This window comes from Pseudoxanthomonas sp. J31 (assembly GCF_000510725.1).
In the GTDB taxonomy this organism is placed as follows: domain Bacteria; phylum Pseudomonadota; class Gammaproteobacteria; order Xanthomonadales; family Xanthomonadaceae; genus Pseudoxanthomonas.
Genome location: NZ_AZNZ01000004.1, coordinates 250,404 through 264,678 on the forward strand (window position 1 = coordinate 250,404; position 14,275 = coordinate 264,678).

General features: G+C 73.1%; 17 protein-coding genes and 1 tRNA gene. 7 read left to right on the forward strand and 11 right to left on the reverse strand.

Translation table 11 applies throughout. From position 1 onward, the window contains the following. The first annotated feature begins 52 nt into the window (after positions 1 to 52). Positions 53 to 919 (forward strand): glucose 1-dehydrogenase, encoded by an 867-nt coding sequence (locus tag PSEJ31_RS0108555; protein WP_028915225.1) that lies wholly within the window; start codon positions 53 to 55, stop codon positions 917 to 919. Here PSEJ31_RS0108555 and PSEJ31_RS15865 read toward each other — a convergent pair. From PSEJ31_RS15865 to PSEJ31_RS0108575, 4 genes are all read right to left on the reverse strand, one after another. After that, the gene (locus PSEJ31_RS15865; RefSeq protein WP_125077164.1) at positions 868 to 1,296 is read right to left on the reverse strand and encodes a hypothetical protein; all 429 of its coding nucleotides are present in this window, start codon (positions 1,294 to 1,296) and stop codon (positions 868 to 870) included. The genes PSEJ31_RS0108555 and PSEJ31_RS15865 overlap by 52 nt on opposite strands. Beyond that, positions 1,293 to 2,177 carry an SDR family oxidoreductase gene (locus tag PSEJ31_RS0108565; RefSeq protein WP_028915226.1) on the reverse strand — a complete coding sequence of 295 codons (885 nt, stop codon included), beginning with the start codon at positions 2,175 to 2,177 and terminating at the stop codon, positions 1,293 to 1,295. The genes PSEJ31_RS15865 and PSEJ31_RS0108565 overlap by 4 nt, the downstream gene beginning before the upstream one ends. Before the next feature lie 102 nt (positions 2,178 to 2,279). Then, positions 2,280 to 2,753: a DUF2269 domain-containing protein gene (locus PSEJ31_RS0108570; protein WP_026010230.1), complete on the reverse strand. Its 474-nt coding sequence runs from the start codon at positions 2,751 to 2,753 to the stop codon at positions 2,280 to 2,282. After that, positions 2,734 to 3,990, reverse strand: a complete 1,257-nt coding sequence (locus PSEJ31_RS0108575; protein ID WP_255326653.1) for an SDR family oxidoreductase — start codon at positions 3,988 to 3,990, stop codon at positions 2,734 to 2,736. Before PSEJ31_RS0108575 ends, PSEJ31_RS0108570 begins: the two co-directional genes overlap by 20 nt. A gap of 57 nt (positions 3,991 to 4,047) precedes the next feature. Here PSEJ31_RS0108575 and PSEJ31_RS15870 point away from each other — a divergent pair, with 57 nt between their 5' ends. Continuing rightward, positions 4,048 to 4,551 (forward strand): hypothetical protein, encoded by a 504-nt coding sequence (locus PSEJ31_RS15870; protein ID WP_232211006.1) that lies wholly within the window; start codon positions 4,048 to 4,050, stop codon positions 4,549 to 4,551. Here PSEJ31_RS15870 and PSEJ31_RS0108585 read toward each other — a convergent pair. The 4 genes from PSEJ31_RS0108585 to PSEJ31_RS0108600 all read right to left on the reverse strand — a co-directional run bounded on the left by PSEJ31_RS0108585 (position 4,459) and on the right by PSEJ31_RS0108600 (position 8,324). Next, positions 4,459 to 4,965 (reverse strand): hypothetical protein, encoded by a 507-nt coding sequence (locus PSEJ31_RS0108585; RefSeq protein ID WP_028915227.1) that lies wholly within the window; start codon positions 4,963 to 4,965, stop codon positions 4,459 to 4,461. The genes PSEJ31_RS15870 and PSEJ31_RS0108585 overlap by 93 nt on opposite strands. Next, the gene (locus tag PSEJ31_RS0108590; RefSeq protein ID WP_028915228.1) at positions 4,965 to 6,491 is read right to left on the reverse strand and encodes an FAD-dependent oxidoreductase; all 1,527 of its coding nucleotides are present in this window, start codon (positions 6,489 to 6,491) and stop codon (positions 4,965 to 4,967) included. The genes PSEJ31_RS0108585 and PSEJ31_RS0108590 overlap by 1 nt, the downstream gene beginning before the upstream one ends. A gap of 88 nt (positions 6,492 to 6,579) precedes the next feature. After that, positions 6,580 to 7,878: a sigma 54-interacting transcriptional regulator gene (locus PSEJ31_RS0108595; protein ID WP_028915229.1), complete on the reverse strand. Its 1,299-nt coding sequence runs from the start codon at positions 7,876 to 7,878 to the stop codon at positions 6,580 to 6,582. Positions 7,879 to 8,021: 143 nt separating this feature from the next. Further along, on the reverse strand, positions 8,022 to 8,324 hold the full coding sequence (locus PSEJ31_RS0108600) for a hypothetical protein (protein WP_019397318.1): 303 nt from the start codon (positions 8,322 to 8,324) through the stop codon (positions 8,022 to 8,024). A gap of 353 nt (positions 8,325 to 8,677) precedes the next feature. Between PSEJ31_RS0108600 and PSEJ31_RS0108605 the strand changes: the two genes are divergently transcribed. Further along, on the forward strand, positions 8,678 to 8,857 hold the full coding sequence (locus tag PSEJ31_RS0108605; protein WP_028915230.1) for a hypothetical protein: 180 nt from the start codon (positions 8,678 to 8,680) through the stop codon (positions 8,855 to 8,857). Further along, the gene (locus PSEJ31_RS0108610) at positions 8,838 to 9,416 is read left to right on the forward strand and encodes an isochorismatase family cysteine hydrolase (RefSeq protein WP_019397316.1); all 579 of its coding nucleotides are present in this window, start codon (positions 8,838 to 8,840) and stop codon (positions 9,414 to 9,416) included. Before PSEJ31_RS0108605 ends, PSEJ31_RS0108610 begins: the two co-directional genes overlap by 20 nt. A 51-nt stretch (positions 9,417 to 9,467) precedes the next feature. On the opposite strand, the gene PSEJ31_RS0108615 is transcribed toward PSEJ31_RS0108610, so the two are convergent. Next, complete coding sequence (locus tag PSEJ31_RS0108615; RefSeq protein WP_028915231.1) at positions 9,468 to 10,364, reverse strand: manganese catalase family protein; 897 nt, start codon at positions 10,362 to 10,364, stop codon at positions 9,468 to 9,470. Between the two features lie 46 nt (positions 10,365 to 10,410). Then, complete coding sequence (locus PSEJ31_RS0108620) at positions 10,411 to 10,923, reverse strand: ferritin-like domain-containing protein (RefSeq protein ID WP_028915232.1); 513 nt, start codon at positions 10,921 to 10,923, stop codon at positions 10,411 to 10,413. 229 nt (positions 10,924 to 11,152) lie between these two features. On the opposite strand from PSEJ31_RS0108620, the gene PSEJ31_RS15875 reads away from it, so the two are divergent. The 3 genes from PSEJ31_RS15875 (at position 11,153) to PSEJ31_RS0108635 (ending at position 13,633) form a co-directional block, all read left to right on the forward strand. After that, positions 11,153 to 12,469, forward strand: a complete 1,317-nt coding sequence (locus PSEJ31_RS15875) for an HWE histidine kinase domain-containing protein (RefSeq protein ID WP_232211007.1) — start codon at positions 11,153 to 11,155, stop codon at positions 12,467 to 12,469. 40 nt (positions 12,470 to 12,509) lie between these two features. Continuing rightward, positions 12,510 to 12,893: a response regulator gene (locus PSEJ31_RS0108630; RefSeq protein ID WP_019397312.1), complete on the forward strand. Its 384-nt coding sequence runs from the start codon at positions 12,510 to 12,512 to the stop codon at positions 12,891 to 12,893. Between the two features lie 86 nt (positions 12,894 to 12,979). Beyond that, on the forward strand, positions 12,980 to 13,633 hold the full coding sequence (locus PSEJ31_RS0108635; protein WP_028915233.1) for a hypothetical protein: 654 nt from the start codon (positions 12,980 to 12,982) through the stop codon (positions 13,631 to 13,633). A gap of 493 nt (positions 13,634 to 14,126) precedes the next feature. Here PSEJ31_RS0108635 and PSEJ31_RS0108640 read toward each other — a convergent pair. Continuing rightward, positions 14,127 to 14,202: transfer RNA gene (locus PSEJ31_RS0108640), tRNA-Ile, on the reverse strand. Positions 14,203 to 14,275: the final 73 nt, after the last annotated feature.

Here is a 14,275-nt window from a genome sequence, read left to right on the forward strand (position 1 = left end):
TTTACCGGCCTGCACACACACTGGCGGTTCCCCCCGACCACGGAGCACCGCCATGGCCCTGCCCGATTACCCGAAGCCGCCGTTCAAGCGCCAGCAGCAGTCCTTCCCCGGCAAGACCTCGCGCATGGAGCCGCGCCCGGACCATGGCGAGGACAGCTACGTCGGCAGCGGCCAGCTGGAAGGCAAGCGCGCCCTGGTCACCGGCGGCGACAGCGGCATCGGCGCCGCGGTGGCGATCGCCTACGCGCGCGAGGGCGCGGACGTGGCCATCGCCTTCCTCCCCGGCGAGCGCGACGATGCGCAGCACGTGCAGGAGCAGATCGTGGCCGCGGGCCGCCGCGCCCTGCTGGTGGAATGCGACATCAGCGACGCGCACCAGGCGGCCCACCTCATCGAACGGGTCCGCAAGGAATTCGGCGGCCTGGACGTACTGGTCAACAACGCCGCCTACCAGCGCTACTTCGAGAGCTTCGACGAGATCACCCTGGACGAGTGGCGCCGCACCTTCGAAACCAACGTGCACGCGGTGTTCAACCTGGTGCGGCTGAGCCTGCCGATGCTGGAGGGCGGCGGCTGCGTGATCAACACCGCCTCGGTCAACTCGAAGAAGCCCAAGCCCAACATCCTGCCCTACGCCGCCACCAAGGGCGCGGTGGCCAACCTCACCGTCGGCCTGGCCGGCCTGCTGGCCGACCGCGGCGTGCGCGTGAATGCGGTGCTGCCTGGCCCGATCTGGACGCCTTTCATCCCCGCCGGCATGTCGGAGGAGGAGGTCGAGACCTTCGGTGACCAGACGCCGTTCGGGCGGCCGGGGCAGCCGGCGGAACTGGCCTCGGCCTACGTGATGCTGGCCAGCGACAAGGCCAGCTACACCTCCGGCGCGTTGCTGACCATCTCCGGCGGCGCGGTGGTGGTGTAGGCGCCCCAGGCCCCCCGCAGCGCGGCAGGCTGCGGGGCGCGGGCGGAAGGTGGTGGTGCGTGCAGCGCGCCGCCGCTGCCGCGGAACAGGCGCGGCCCGTGGCGCGAACTGCGCTGGCACGGTGGCATGCGTTCCGGCGCGTGCCCTTCCAGCGCGCGCCAGCCGACCACCGCCCAGTGGCCTCCGCCGGCCGGCAGTTCCGGTGACCACCAGCAGCGGCCATCGAAGGTGCCGGCAAACCAGCGGGCGTAACCGTCCTCGCCGCGTGCGCGGATCGCCAGCGGCGCGCGCAGCGGCGGGACCACGTCCACGCTGCGGCAGCAAGGGCAGTCGCCGCCGGCGGACGCGGCGAGGCCGGGCGGCATTTGCGCGCTCATGCCGCGCCCCCGTGGATGCGGCCGCCATGGCCGGGGTGGTCCAGGGTACCGCGCGGATCGCGCGGCGGCGCGTCCAGCTGCTGGCGGTCGGCCTGGCGCGCGGCCATGCGGTCGGCCAGCGCCGGTGCCAGGCGGCTGGCCAGCGAGTTGAACTTCGACATCGCGCCGACCTGGGTCGCGCGGCCGCCATGGCTGGCCGTGTGCAGGATGGCCGCGGCCACCCGCGACGGATCGATCAGCGGCGTCGGCAGCTTGGGCTCGCGGTCCATGTAGCTGCGCGCGTGCTGGGGGAACGGGGTATCGGTGGCGGTCGGCTGCACCAGCACGATCGAGACCGGGCTGTCGCCCACGTGCTCCTCCTCCACCCGCAGCGCATCGGTAAAGCCCTTCACCGCGTGCTTGGACGCCGAATACATGCCCTGCAGCGCCACCACCGCGTCCGACACCTCGCTGCCCAGGTTCACCAGCACGCCGCCGCTGGCGCGCAGGAACGGCAGCGCGGCCAGCGAGCCGTTGACCACGCCCCAGAAGTTCACGTCGAACAGGCGGCGGCTGTCGGCCTCGCCGACTTCCTCCAGCCGCCCGTAGATCGAGACCCCGGCATTGTTCACCCAGGTGTCGATGCCGCCGAAGCGCTGGTGCGCCAGCCGCGCCACCGCGTCCACGTCCGCGCGCCTGGACACGTCGCACTGCGTCGCCAGCGCCTGGCCGCCGGCGGCGACGATGGTGGCGACGGCCTCCTCCAGCACGTCCAGGCTGCGCGCCGCCAGGACCACGCGCGCGCCCTGTTCGGCCGCCGCCAGGGCGGTGCAAAGGCCGATGCCGCTGGAGGCACCGGTGACGACGATGACCTGCTGGTCCAGCGGCTTGTGCTGGGCCATGGGAGACTCCCGGTAACGGCGGGGCGGCCATTGGGCCCTGCGCGCCGGCCAGCCGGCGTGAAGCGGGGGCGCCGGAGCGTGCAGACCTTGCACGGCTGTGGTTCAGCCGAATGGCACCCGCCGCGCCACCATCATGTAGAAGATCGCCAGGAACGAGACCAGCGCCGGGAAACCGAGCGCGGTCCAGGCGCCAAGCACGCGGGCGTACTGCAGCGGCAGCTCGCGCCCCTGCGCGGCGGCGGCCACGGCGATGTCGCGCAGGCGCATCTGCAGCCACACCACCGGCAGCCAGCAGGCCGCGGCAACCACGTACAGCACGATCGACCAGTACAGCCACGGCGTGGACAGCGGGATGTGCAGTCCGCGGGCCAGGTACAGCCCGGTGAGCGGCTGCACCACGATGGTGGTGGCGGTGAACAGCCAGTCGGCCACCACCACCAGCCGCGCCACCGGCGCGATCACCGCCGGATCGCGGGTGCGGCTGATGAACAGCAGGTAGAACGCCGTGCCCACGCCCGTGCCGAACAGGAACGTGGAGGAGAGCACGTGCAGGTACTTAACGGTCACCAGGTCCATGCGCTCGGTCCAGCAGGATCAGGGCCAGGATCGCGCCGGCGATCGGGACGTTCTTCAGCAGCGGGCCGAACGGATGCAGCCAGAACTCCGGCAACCACAGGCTGATCAGCACGGTGTATCCGGCCATCAGCGCCAGCTGGGCGTAGTACACCGGACGCCGCCGCGGCAGCAGGAGCATGGCGATGCCCAGCAGCGCGTCGAGCAGCGCACCGCTCCACAGGGCCGCTTCGGCCACCCCGCCGTGCAGCCCGACCCGCGCCAGCAGCGCGTGGCTGGCCTCGCGCGGGTAGCCCCATAGCGAGACCCAGGCCGTGCCCAGCCACATCGCCGCCAGCGACACGCGCAGGGCAAGCACGGCGCGGCGGAGGCGCAGGCCGGCGCGCAGGCGCGCGGCCTCCGGGGCGGCGATGAAGACCGACGGATCGCGCGGCGGGCGGCCCAGCACGGCGGTGATGCCGTCCGGGTCGCCGGTATTGCCGGCTTCCAGCATGCGCAGCGCATCGGCCCCGACCAGGCCGCCACTCAGGCGCGCAGCCAGCGGCAGCAGCGGCCGCAGCGGCGCCATCGGCAGGCTTGCCACCCGGGGCGCGCGGCCCAGTGCCGCGCCCAGCTCGCGCAGGTAGTCGCGCAGCGGCAGCGGACGCGGGCCGACCGCCTCCAGCGTATCCGGCGGCTCCGCGCAGGTCGCCAGCCGCGCCAGCGCCTCGGCCAGGTCGTCCAGGTGCAGCGGCTGCACCGGCTGGCGTCCGCCGCCCGGCAGCAGCAGCAGCGGCCAGGTCGCCAGCCCCAGGAAGAAGCGGCTGCTGGCGCCCTGCGGCGAGAACACCAGCGAGGGACGCACGATCACCACCGGCGCCGGCAGCTGCCGCAACAGGACCTCGGCGCGCCCCTTGGAGTCGAAGTACGCGGTGCTGCCGCCCAGCTCCGCGCCCAGCGCGGACACATGCAGCAGCCGCCCGATCCCGGCCTGGACCGCGGCGCCGAACAGCGCGGCCACCGCCTTCACGTGCACCGCATCGAAGCTCTGCTGTGCTTGCGCCTGGAAGATGCCCACCGCGTTGACCAGTACGTCGTGGCCGCGCAGGCGCCGCACCAGTTCCCCTTGCGGCGGCAATGCATTGAAGTCCAGCGCCAGGTCCACCCCCTGCCCGCGTCCCGCGAGGACCACCTCATGACCCGCCTGCCGCAACCTGCGCGCGACCGCGCCGCCGATCATCCCGCGCCCCCCGGCCACCACGATCCGCAGGCGCCTGGATGGCGTGCCGTCCTGCTGCGTGCGCTCGGGTCCGGGGCGGTGGCGAGCATCATCTCCACCCTGGTGGTCTCCGCCCGCAGCCGGTGGCGCAGCGGATCGGTGCCCGCCGGCACCAATGCCGCCAGCCAGTGGGTCTGGGACTGGCCGGCCCGGCATGCCAGCGGCTGGTCGGCGCGGCATACCCTGCTCGGCTACGCCATCCACCATGCCAGCTCGCTGCTGTGGGCCGGCGGCTACGAGGCCTGGGGCCACAGGCGTCCGGCCGATCCGCCGTTGCTGCGCGCCGCCGGGATCGCCGCCCTCGCCTACGTGGTCGACTACCACGTGGTGCCGCGGCGGCTCAGCCCGGGCTTCGAGAACCGCATCGGCGCGTCCGGCGTGGCGGCCGCGTACGCGGGCTTCGCCCTGGGCCTGGCGCTGTGCGACCTGGTGAAAGCGCGCCGGCACGGCTCAGCCCCCGCGCGCGCGCAGCGCCGCGCGGAACTCGTGCAGCCACGGCAGCACGCACAGCGCCAGCGGCGGCAACAGCAGCGCCAGCCATAGCGGCGCCGGCGCCGGCTCGGGGCGCAAGGCCCAGCCCGCGGCGCGGTCCGCGCCGCCCTGCACCAGCACGATCGCGCCCAGGGCGATCCACGGCGCCATGTCCAGCACGCTGTGCAGGTGCTGCTCCAGTGGTGTGATCGTGCGCCGGCCGAACGCGGTCCGCGTGTCCACGTAACCGGCCACCGCATGCGCCACCACCAGGGCGGCAAGCACGGCGAGCAGGCCCGGGCCGGGCGCGAACGCGAGCCAGGCCAACACGCCACCACCCAGCAGGCCCAGCTGCAGCGCATGCATGGACGACTCGCGCAGGCCGGAGGTGTGCGGCAGGTCGGTGCGGCGATGCTGGGCGAAGTCGAGGAAGCCGGCGGCCAGCCAGGCCAGGTATCCGGCATAGGCCCAGCCGCCGGCGGACATCAGTCCTCGTCCTCCAGTGCGTACGGTGCCAGCGGCGCGTTGGCCGGGCCGTTGAGCACCACGCCGGTGCGCGCCTCGAAGCGCGAACCGTGGCAGGGGCAGTCCCAGGACTTCTCCTCGCCGCTCCAGCGCACCACGCAGCCCATGTGCGTGCAGCGCGCGCTGTACGCATGCACCGAACCATCGCCGGCGCGGTACACCGCCACCCGGTGCAGGCCGCGGCGCAGCACCGCGCCGGTGCCGGGGGCGATGTCGGCCACCTCCGCCACCTGCGCGGGCCGCACCCAGTCGCGGTACTGCAGCACGGCGTTGGCGTTCTCGCGCAGCCATTCGCCGCCGGCGCGCAGCGGCTGGCGGCTGGGCTCGTAGAGTTCGCGCCAGGGATTGTCGCGGCCCTGCACCAGGTCGGCGACCAGCAGCCCGCCCAGGGTGCCATGCGTCATGCCGTTGCCCGAATCGCCGGTGATCAGCCACACGTTGTCGTGGTGCGGGTCGGCGCCGATGAAGGCCAGGCCGTCGGCCGGCTCCAGCACCTGGCCGGACCAGGCGGCATGGAAGGATTCAACCTGCGGGAAGCGCTCGCGGGTCCATTCCTGCAATCGCGCATAGGCCTGCGGATCGTCGTCCTGGCCGGTCCTGTGGTCCTCGCCGCCGACCAGCAGCTCCATCCATTCCGGATCGGCGGTCTCGCGCAGGCGCACGTAGTGGTAGGGATCGGCATCGTCCCAGATGAGCGCGTCGGGCACCGTGCCGGCGGGCACGCGCCCGGCGACCACGTAGGTGCGGTACGGCGCCTGCTTGGGGAAGGTGGCGGTGGTGCCGTGGAACGGCACGTTGGCGGCGACCACCACGGCGCGTACGCGCAGCACGCTGTCGTCGTCCAGGTGCAGCACCGGCTCGTCGCCGCCGGCCACGCGCTGCACGTGCGCGCGCAGGAAGCGGCCGCCGGCATCGCGTACCTCGCGCGCCAGGGCCAGCAGGTAGCCGCCGGCGTCGATCCGCGCCTGGCCGGCGAAACGGATCGCCGGGCCGAACCGCGCCGGAAGTTCCTCGCCCGCCTCGCACCAGCGCACCTCCAGCCCGGACTCGCGCGCGGCCTGCATCTCCCGGCGCAGGCCCTCCGGCTCGCCCGCGTGCGAATACAGGTAGCCGGGCACGCGATGGAAGCCGCAGTCGGGCGCACCGTTGGCCAGGTCCTCGATCCAGTCGATCGCCGCCGCGTGGCTGGCCGCGGCCAGGCGCGCGCCGTCCTTGCCGTGGTGGCGCTGCAGCAGGGTGAAGCGGTCGTCCAGCGCGGAGGCCAGGTGCGCGGTGGTGCGCAGGGTCTCGCCCGCGCCCACGCCTCCGCGGTCGACCACCAGCACCTGCCTGCCCTCGCGCAGCAGGCAGGCGGCGGTGGTCAACCCTGCGATGCCGGCGCCCACCACCACCACGTCCTGCACGGCGTCCGCTGCCTGCGCCTCGAACCAGGCGGCGGTGGCGTCGCCGATGGGCGCCCAGACCGGGATGGTGCGTGCGGTGGACATGCGGGGCTCCTGTGCGGCGGGGGCCTCCGCACCATCCGGCAGCCGGCGTGAACCCGCCGTCGTGCGCCGTCGGCGGGCAACCGGCCCCTCACTCCACGGGGCGGCCGCGTTCCTCGCCGCGGCGGGCCAGGTAGTTGTAGATCGTGCGCACGCTGATCCCCAGCGCGCGGGCGGCGGCGGCCTTGTCGTTGCCGTAATGGGCCAGGGTTGCGTCCACCGCGCGACGTTCCAGGTCGGCCAGGCTGGTGCCGACGCTGAAGCCGATGCGCGCGCCCTCGCCGTCCGCGGGCGCCGGCACGCTGCCCTGCGGCTCCACGTGCAACAGCAGCGAGCGCTGCAGCAGGTAGGCCGCATGCACGGCGGCGCGCAGTTCGCGCACGTTGCCGGGCCAGGCATGCCGCAGCAGGGCATGGTCGGCACCGGGGGCCAGGCGCTTGTCCTGGCCATGGCCCTCGTTGAGCCGCTGGATGAACAGGTCCGCGAGCACGACCACGTCCTGGCCACGCTCGCGCAGCGGCGGCACCCGCAGCGACAGCGCGCCGATGGCGTGGTACAGGTCCGCGCGCAGCAGGCCCTCGGCCACGCTGCGCGCGGGGTCGCCGGCGACGCAGAACAGCAGGCGCGGGGGCGGGGCATCGACGGTGGCCGCCTGGCGCCCCTCGACCACCGCAAGCAGGCGTGCCTGCACATGCGGCGGCAGGCGCTCGGCAGCGTTTACCAGCAAGCTGCCACCGGCGGCGCGTGCGAACGCGCAGGCATGGGAGTCGGTGTCCGTTTCGCCAAACAGCGCCGCCTCCATGCGCGCGGCGGGCAAGGCACCGCAGTCCACCGCCACGAAGGCGCCTTCGCGGCCGCTGGCTGCATGGATGGCACGGGCCACGGCCGCACGCCCGCTGCCCGGCTCGCCGCACAGCAACAGCGGCGCGTCGCCTGCCGCAACGCGCAGCACCAGGTCCGCAAGCCGGCGCATGGCGGGCGAGCCGCCGGCCAGCTCGATGGCGTCGGCAGCCCCGCCCAGGCCCGGCCAGCTGCGCCGCGCGATGCGGCGCAGGACCGCCTGCAGCTGTTCCGGGCGGAATGGTTTGACCAGGTACTCCACCACCGGCGAGGCAATCGCGCGCACCGCGGTGTCGACGCTGGGACGGCCGGTCGCGACCACGATCTGGCCATGGCGCGCCAGGTCCAGGCCATCGAGCAGGTCCATGCCGTTGCCATCCGGCAGGGTCAGGTCCAGCAGGATCAGGTCGGTGGCGTGGTCGCGCACGAAGGCACGTGCTTCGGCCAGGGTGCCGGCCAGCTGCACGCCGCAGCCTTCGTCGGCCGCCAGCCTGCCCGCGGCGCGCGCGAAGCCGGCGTCGTCGTCGACGATCAGGACGGTGGGGGTCATGTGCGGCCTCGGGGGAATGAGTGCAGCATCGACCCCCACCGGTTAAGCGAGGGTAGGCGCGATCGCACGGCGGCGTCAAAGCGTGACGCGTGCAACCCGCCTGGCTGCCCCGCCGGGCGTGCGCCGGGCGGGGGGCGGGGCCGTCACTCGGTCGGCTGGGTGGGAGGCGGCGGATTGGTCGCCGGGTCGGTCGCCGGATCGGTGGTCGTCGGTACGCAGTTGGGATCGTTCTCCGCGCACGGCGTCGCCGGCGCATTGGGATCGGCGGGCGGCGGCATCGACGGATCGGTCATGGTCGGATCCGGCGTGGTGGTGTCGGCCGGGACGGTGGTGTCGGCGGGCGCCACCGTACCGGTGCTGGCCGGATCCACGGCGGGTTGTTCCTCGCGGCGGTCGCAGGCCGCGCAGGCCAGGACCAGTACAGCGCAAAGCAGGGGGATTCGCATGGCAGTCCTCCACGGATGCCGCACGTGCGGCCAGTGCATGAAACCCCGCCCGGGCTTTGGCCGGTGTGAACGCGCCCGCCGCGGTCCTGCAGCGCGTTTAACACAAACCTTAATCCGCTTTACGTGCCATGCACGGCGCGGGTCCGACAGTGCGCGTCCCGGCATCCATTGCCACATCGCGTCCCGACCATGCCCCGACCCCACCCCCCCGCGCGCAGCAGCGCGCTCGACCCGGCGCGGCTGCGCCGCCATCTTCCGGAACTGCTGCAGCAGTTCGTTCCCGACCCTTCGCCGCAACCGGCGCGTCCCGGCGCCCGCATGCCCGCGCCGGCGCGGCCTCCGGAGCGCCGCCGATGAACCGCGACCAAGACCAGCCGTCGCCGTCGCGGCAACCGGCCCGGCGCGGCGAACAGACCGGCAAGCACGACAGCCGCGACCGCAACGATCCGGAGGTGCAACCGGGCGCGCGCAAGGGCCGCGGGGAGCCGCCGCACGTGAACCCGGAGCCGCCGCGTGGACGTGGCCAAGGATAGGCGGCGCAGGACCCCCGCCCTGCTGCTGGTGGACATGATCAACCTGTTCGACTTCCCGGACGGGGCAGCCATGGCCACCGCCGCACGCCGCATCACCCCGGCGCTGGTGCGCCTGCGCGCGCGCTTCGACCGCGCCGGCGCGCCGGTGATCCACGTCAACGACAACTTCGCGCAGTGGCGTGGCGAGTTCCGCGACCTGGTCGCGTCCTGCGTGGAAGCCGGCGGCATCCCCGCGGAGATCGCCACCCGCCTGGCGCCGCAACCGCAGCACTACCACGTGCTCAAGCCCAAGCATTCGGCCTTCGCCAGCAGCGCGCTGCCGGTGCTGCTGGCCAAGCTGGGCGTGCGGCGCCTGGTGATCACCGGCATCGCCGCAGATTCCTGCGTGCTGGCCACCGCGCAGGACGCGAACATGGCCGAATACGGGACCTGGGTGCCCAGCGACTGCGTGGCCTCGCGCCAGCCGCAGCGCAAGCGCGAGGCGCTGTCGCTGCTTTCGCGTTCGCTCAACGCGCGCACCGTGGCCAGCAACCGCGTGCACGGGCTGTTCCCGCAATAGCACCCACCCGCTAAGGGAACGGCCGCGCGCGCGGCCGTTTCCCGTTCCCGGTTACTTCTCCACCGGCGTGGTGGTGCCTGCGCCCGGGCCTGCACCGAGGTCGGCGCCGGTGACCGGATCCACGTCCGGCCGCGACGCGGTGCGCTCCACCAGCGCCTTCATCGCGGCCTTCTGGCTGGCCGACAGCTTGACCGTGGCCTCGCCGTCGCCGCCGTCGACCGCGGCCTGCTGCTCGCGGTCGGAAACCACCTCCCACTGCGGACCGCTGTTCCACGGGCCCTGGGCATCGCCAGGCCCCTGCGACATGTCGAAGTAGGTGTCGGTGAAGCGCGGATCGCCGGGCAGCTTGCCGGCCGGGAAGTTGTCCTGGATCGCGTACAGCGCCTTCTCGAACGACTTCTGGTGGGCGATCTCGCGGGTCATCAGGAAAGTCAGCGCGTCCTTGATCCCGGGGTCGTCGGTGACGTTGATCAGCCGCTCGTACACGATCTTCGCGCGCGCCTCGGCGGCGATGTTCGAGCGCAGGTCGGCCATCGGCTCGCCGATCGTGTCCACGTACGCCGCCGTCCACGGCACGCCGCTGGAGTTCACCAGCGCCGGCCCGCCGCCGTACAGGATCTGCTGGGTATGGCTGGCGCTGTTCTGGGTGAGGCTGCGCATCTCCATCGCCTCCTCCATGCCCTCGGAGAGCACGGCCTTGGGACCGCTGTTGAGCATGGCGACGATCGAGCCGATGATCTCCAGATGGCTCAGCTCCTCGGTGGCGATGTCGTAGAGCATGTCCTTGCGCCCGGGGTCGTTGTCGCCCAGGGCCTGGGTGAAGTAGCGCATGGCCGCGGCCAGCTCGCCCTGCGGGCCGCCGAACTGCTCGAGCATCAGCGTGGCCAGGTCCGGGTCGGGACGGGCGACGCGTACGGTGTACATCAGGCGCTTGTTGTGGATGAACATGGGGGAAACTCTCCGTGGGACCTGGCGGGGGGGCTGGGTGGCGGCGTCAGCGCTTGGCGGTGACGCCTTCGGTGGTCTCGCGCGCGAGGAAGGCGAGGATCACCGACTCCTGGTGCTGCAGCAGCCAGTCGGCCATCGCTTCCTCTTCCTGCAGGATCTGCGCGCACACGGCGGCCACGTCCTCGCGGCTGGCCTCGCGCGCGGCGACCACCAGCGCGCGGTAGGACGCAATCTCCATGTGCTCGAACGCGTAGCTGATGCCCAGGCCCTTGGCGACCTCGTCGCTCATCATCGAGTTGCCCGCCGCGTGCATCGCCGCCATGGCGTCGGCGAGCATGCCGCGCGCCACCGGGATGCTGCCGTCCAGGCCACGGATGCAGGTCTCCAGGCGCTCGGACTGCTGCCGGGTCTCGGCGACGTGCGCCTCGATGCGGCCGCGCAGCTCGGGGTAGTGCTCCAGGCGGCCGGCCATGGCCTTGAGCATGGTCTCGGCTTCCTGTTCCATCGTGTAGGCATCCTGCAGCCACTTCAGCAGCCGCTCGGTGGTCGAACGCGTCATGTGTCTTTTCCCGTGATCGTGGCGGCAGGCGTGCCGCGGACGTCCGACCCTGCGCCCGTGCCGGTGCACGCCCCGTGTTACGTCCGTGCAGGGTTTGCACCGCCGGACGCCGGTACCGGCTCGGCGCAGCCTTCACATCCCTGACCGCCGGGCCCGCTATCTTGGGCGCGGGACTTCACGCATCGATCACACCGGGGGCCCGCGCACGATGCCGACGGAAAGTTCGATCATGGACACCACGCCCGCGCCGGCCGCCGGATGCGGGCCGGCCGAGGCCCTGCTGGAGTCCACTCCCGACCTGGCCTGCCTGTTCGACCGCCAGCACCGCTGCATCTACGCCAACCGCGCGCTGCTGGAGGCGCTGGGGCGCCCGCGCGCCGAAGTGATCGGCCGCTCGCTGCTGGAACTGGGCTACGCGCCCTGGGATGCGGCCATGCACGGTTCGGAGATCGACCAGGTGTTCGCCACCGCGCGCCGCCTGCGCGGCGATGGCCGCTTCCACGGCCCGCGCGGCGAACGCATCCACGACTACATCCTGGCGCCGGTGCTGGCCGCCGACGGCAGCGTCCAGGCAGTGGCGGCCACCATCCGCGACGTCACCGAGCGCACCGCGCACGAAGACGTGGCCCGCCGCAACGAACGGCGCCTGCGCGCGATCGCCAGTGCCAGTTCCAGCGTCATCTACCGCCTGGACCCGGACTGGTCGCGGGTGCAGGTGCTGGTCGGGCCCGGGGTCGAGAACCCGCCGCCGCTGTCGCGGCTGGAACTGCAGGCGGAGCACCTGCATCCGGACGACCACGCCCGGGTGGCGCATGCGGTGGCGCGCGCGCGCGAGGAAACCACGGTATTCGAGGCCGAGTACCGCTGGCTGCGGGGCGACGGCCGTTACCACTGGCTGGCCTCGCGCGTGGTGCCGGTGCGCGGCGACGACGGCAGGGTGCACGAATGGGTGGGTGCGACCACCGACGTGGAGGACCGCCGCCGGCAGGAGACGCACCAGCGCCTGCTGCTGGACGAACTCAACCACCGGGTCAAGAACACCCTGGCGGTGGTGCAGTCGATCGCGGTGCAGACCTTCGCCCGCACCGGCGCCGACCGCCAGGCGGTGGAACGCTTCCACGCCCGCCTGCTGGCGCTGGCCAAGGGCCACGAGCTGCTGACCGCCTCGCGCTGGAACGGCACCTGGCTGCGCGACGTGGTCGAGACCGCGATCGGCCCCGGCATGGGCCACGGCCTGGAGCGCTTCCTGATCGACGGCCCGCGGGTGTGGCTGGCGCCGCGGCCCTCGCTGGCGCTGTCGATGAGCTGTGCACCAACGCGGTCAAGTACGGCGCGCTGTCGGCGCCCGGCGGCACGGTGGCGATCCGCTGGGAGGTGCACGAGGAGGGCGGCCACCCACGCCGGCTGCGGCTGGAGTGGCGCGAGAGCGGCGGCCCGGCGGTCGTCGAGCCGCAGCGGCGCGGCTTCGGCACGCGCCTGGTGGAACAGGGCCTGCGCCACGACCTCGACGGCGAGGTCGTGCTCGCGTTCGAAGCATCTGGCGTAAGCTGCCACATCGACGTGCCGCTGGTGGAGGCAAGCACAGCATGAGCGGGAACCCGCAACCGGTACGCGCGCTGGTGGTCGAGGACGAGTTCCTGTTGCTGGCGCTGCTGGAGGAACTGCTGCCCGACCTCGGCGTGGAGGTAACCGCGCGCGCACGCTCGGCCGAGGGCGCGGTAGCCGCGGCACGCACGCCCGAGCATTTCGACATCGCGCTGGTGGACGTGAACCTCGCCGGCGAGCAGTCCTACGACGCGGTGGACGCCCTGCTGGAGGCGCGCGTGCCGACGCTGTTCATCACCGGCTACGGCAGCGGCAGCCTGCCGCCGCGCTTTGCCACGCTGCCGGTGCTCAGCAAGCCGTTCGGGCGCGACGACCTGGCGCGGGCGCTGGCCGCGCTGTGCGGCGGGAGCCACGGCGCCGCCTGAGGCGCGGGTTCACGCCCCGCGAAGGCGCCGCGGCCGACCATGGCCGTTCCGCCGTACACGGCATGCACATCCGCCGAGGCGTATCCATGGCAGACGAACCCAGCAGCGGCGTCGCCGAGCTGAAGGCCGTGGTCCTGGACCTGCTGCACCCGGGAGCACGTCCGCCCCGCGACGCGCACGCCGCGCCCGAACAAGGACCCAGCCCCATGGCCGAGCACGCCAAGCACGACAGGCCGCAGCCTGCCGACACCGCCGATACCGCCACTTCCGGCAAGCCGGCCGCCTCCGGCAAGCCCTCCGGCCTGCCCGCGGCCTCCGACCGTGGCCGCCGGGATGCGGACGCGCCGGCCCGGCGCGAGGGCGGCAACCCCGGCCAGGTCGCCGGCCGTGCCGGTGGCCGCGATGACGCCTCGCTCAACGCCAGCGACGACCGTCCGGAGGAATACGGTACCGGCGCGGATTCCCGCCGTACCGGTCCGGACGCCGACCGCGGCGACTGGCCTCCGCGGGACTGGGACGGGACGGGCGACGGCGGACGCCAGCGCACGGCCGGCAAGGAGCAAGGCCCCGGCGGCTACGAGGACCGCTCGCAGGAACTGCACGACTACGGCCCCGGTCCCAAGGGCTCGACCGGCGAAGCCTGGCGTACCTACGAACACCACCGCGACGGCAACCCCGGCGCGGACGACCAGGGCGCTCCACGCAAGGACAAGCCGCAGGGCAGCGGCGGGAAGAAGTAGGGAAGGTTGCCGGCAGGCGGTGCTGGCGGGAATAAAGCCGGGTCACGACGAGCCTTCCGGGCGTCCATGCCGTCATCGGTGCGCTTGGCACCCGGGTGGCGGCATCCGGCGTGCGCGGCTGGGGAGGCCGCGCGGATCTCCATCCTCGGTCCTTCATGGACCGAGACCAGCTGGCCGCCGAAAGGGGATTTGGGCGGTGTGCAGGGGATTGGCGCCCGGGGGGAATGTCCAGGGCACCTGCAGGCTGGCGCCGGGAATTATGTGAAAGAACGCCGGCGGGCGCTGTCAGGAAACTCCTGAAAATGTCAGGAAAAACCCGACACGCGCCGCGGGATCCAGTGTTCCATGCGGCGTTACGCGGCTCCGGTGGCACGCAGGCGCGCAGGGCGTCGTCGGTCCGATGATGCCAGCGGCGTGGCATTGCGCAATGCGCCATGCGCCAAACCGCGACCACGGTGGCGGCATCCGGCCGCCCGGCCGGCGGGCGCGCAGGTGGTGGGCCCACCAGGATTCGAACCTGGAACCAAGGGATTATGAGTCCCCTGCTCTAACCGTTGAGCTATAGGCCCCCGCGGGGGCGACAGTGTAGTGGATGGCCGCGGCGCGGCGCAGGCCCGGGGAGCACGCGGCACAAAAAACGAA